Annotated in this window: 3 protein-coding genes; all 3 read right to left on the bottom strand. The window is 60.5% G+C overall.

Annotated elements, in window-relative coordinates; genetic code table 11:
- The coding region (locus tag ABSG20_RS33950) for a hypothetical protein (protein WP_423868808.1) at positions 1-369 on the bottom strand (369 nt) is incomplete at its 3' end.
- A gap of 737 nt (positions 370-1,106) precedes the next feature.
- Complete coding sequence (gene dnaQ / locus ABSG20_RS33945; protein WP_423868807.1) at positions 1,107-1,802, bottom strand: DNA polymerase III subunit epsilon; 696 nt, start codon at positions 1,800-1,802, stop codon at positions 1,107-1,109.
- Positions 1,803-1,828: 26 nt separating this feature from the next.
- The gene (gene coaE, locus ABSG20_RS33940; protein ID WP_423868806.1) at positions 1,829-2,428 is read right to left on the bottom strand and encodes a dephospho-CoA kinase; all 600 of its coding nucleotides are present in this window, start codon (positions 2,426-2,428) and stop codon (positions 1,829-1,831) included.
- Positions 2,429-2,815 lie beyond the last annotated feature (387 nt).

Raw genomic sequence — 2,815 nt, 5'->3', positions numbered from 1 at the left:
GATGAAGGCGTTGGCTGATTTCGGTCCCTCGTTCCAGACAAACTCCTGGACATCTGCTGCACGCGCAACTTCAAGGGTTGTGTCAGTGTTATTGCCGAACATTCGATGGTTATACCAATCGGTCCAAACGTCCCAATTCTCATCTGCCTTTAACAGTCGTTCCTTCAGCGCTTCCCACCTGTCATTGACCCAGTCAGGGGTGACAGGTACTGGCATCGGCCACAGCTTACTGTTTGCCAGCCCGACCGGATCAAGCCTTTGAACGAGCTGTTCCGCGTCGCTCGCCAGAGCGGCTAACATCTCCTCATCTCCGTCGTTCTGCACCGCCGCAAGAAAGGCTGAATTCACGGCCTCAAGGGCGGAAGACATCCTCTGTCTCCCGTGAGAAGCTGCTGCATTGACGGCGGAGATCGCAGCGGATTCGGACGCTGTAAGCCATTGAGGGTGGGGTTTAACGGAGTCAAACGTGCTCGACGCCGCCGCGACCAGCTTATCCCGATGGCCTGGATAGGCGGCGACAGCCCAGGCCGAGTCGACGCAACGAAACATTTGCAGCGCCCTACTGCCCGGGGCTCGGTCGAATGTTGGAACGACGCGCAGGGCCGCTCGGGCTGCAAAGACAAAAGCGCGGTCGGGCGACTGGGCCGCCAGCCAACCATTCATGTGATGCTGGCTATAGAATTTGAACACGCTCGCCCCCTTACGCCGCTGCTCCTGCGTATGGCTTTAGTGTACGATTCTTCGCCTGCAACCTCGAGGGCGGCGATGGCTCGATGGCCGTCGAAAATGTGCGGGGTTCCGGCGAGGGTAGCGCGATATTGCGCGGTCAAGTGAGGTAGGCGGTGACGGATTCATCACCGGGGTTGCTGCATCGGGTGGACGGCCGGTGCTACAAGATCTACCCCAGCCATGGTCCCGTGGCGGTGGCTCTGGGTCAAGGGTTCAAACCGTCCTACATAGCGTCCTACATCCTCCGGGGTATCAAAACCTAAACTATTGTTTTTATTATATAAATTGACTTATAAAAATTAGGGTAGCCCCCCTTGTGGGCGCCCTGCTTAACGTCATTGCGGGACCGAAAATTGCCTTAACCGGTTAGTTTCTGGTCAGGCGACCAGAAACTCGTTCCAGATCGGCTTGTCGCCCAGCGTGGCGACAAAGGCCCGGTGGGCCGCGCGGTCAGCCTCGCTGACCCGCGGCGCCAGCGGGACCGGGCGCTGCCGCCGCAATATTTCGCCGTTTCCGCCGGCGCGCAGGTCGCGGATTTCCGTCGCCAGGACCAGCTGCGACTGCCGCGCCCCGATCAGGTCGATATAGACCTCGGCCAGAAGTTCGGCGTCGAGCAAGGCGCCGTGCTTGGTGCGGCGGGAATTGTCGATCGCATAGCGCGAGCATAGATCATCGAGGCGGTTCGACACGCCCGGATGCTTGCGCCGCGCCAGGAGAAGGGTGTCGACCAGCCGGTCGCGGACAATGATGGGCCGTTTGGCCCGGTCGAGCTCGGCATTGATGAAGCCGATATCGAACGATGCGTTGTGGATCACCAGCGGCGCGTCGGCGATGAACTCCAGAAAGGCGTCGACCACATCGGCGAAGCGCGGCTTGTCGGCGAGGAACTCGCTGGAAAGCCCGTGCACCGCGAAGGCTTCGGCCGGCATGTCGCGCTCGGGATTGAGGTGGCGATGAAAGGTCTGGCCGGTCGGCATGCGATTGAAAATCTCGACGCAGCCGATCTCGACCAGCCGGTCGCCCCGCAAGGGATCAAGACCCGTGGTCTCCGTATCGAGAACGATTTCGCGCATGGATTTCTTGGACCGGGAGGTGCGAATCAGGTTCGCCGCTGCGGGAGTCTAGCAGCCTCGGCGAGAATGTCCCGGATGCGGACCCGCACGGGGTCCAGCCCATGCGAAGTATCCACCAAAAAATCCGCCCGCTTGCGCTTGTCGGCATCGGGCAGTTGTCGCGCCAGGATGGCGTCGAGCTTTTCGCCCGTCATGTTGTCGCGCGCCAGGATTCGCTGGCGCTGAATTTCTGATGTCGTCGTGACGACCACCACCGCATCGACGTGCTTCTCGCCACGGGTTTCGTACAGTAATGGCACATCGACCACCGCGACCGGCGCGCCGGCGCGCTCGGCGTCATCCAGGAATTTTTGCCGCGACGCGCCCAGCATGGGATGAACGATGCCCTCCAGGCGCCGCATCGCCTTGGGATCGTGCACCACTTGCGCCGACAGCAACGCCCGATCGACCCTGCCGCCCACGGTGGTCCCCGGAAAGGCCGCTTCGATCGCAGGCGCCGCCTCGCCTTCGTACAGGCTGTGAACGGCCGCGTCAGCATCGTAGACGGGAACGCCGGCTTCCATGAACAGCCTGGCGGTCGTCGATTTGCCCATCCCGATCGAGCCGGTCAGCCCAAGGATTATCATCTGGACATTTCCATGTTTCCAAGCTCTCGCTCACCCTCCGAAGGACAGACGTCAAATGAGCCGCTTTCCGATTTTGCACGCCGTCCGTCCATGGTCGGCGCTGCCGTTCGGCAGGTAGTCGGGATCAGGTCATAAGCTGCCTCGGTTCCTCGGCCTATCTAAAAAATCGGTCGCCGACGAGCTAGATCTGGTGTTTCGGGGCTGTCAATCCCCTGATATAAAAATATTATTGTTTCCTTTTTGTTCGAATCAGTTATAGTCACGGCCGTCTCGTTCCAGATGAGGGGCGTATCGCGATCGTCAGACACGCGGGATGAGATGCGGTGGACGCGGCAGCGTCGGGCTGGCTATGACATGGCAGGGCAGGATGTACATTGAGGTCGCCTG

The organism is Bradyrhizobium sp., from assembly GCF_049512235.1.
In the GTDB taxonomy this organism is placed as follows: domain Bacteria; phylum Pseudomonadota; class Alphaproteobacteria; order Rhizobiales; family Xanthobacteraceae; genus Bradyrhizobium.
This window is presented reverse-complemented; position numbering and strand designations above follow the sequence as displayed.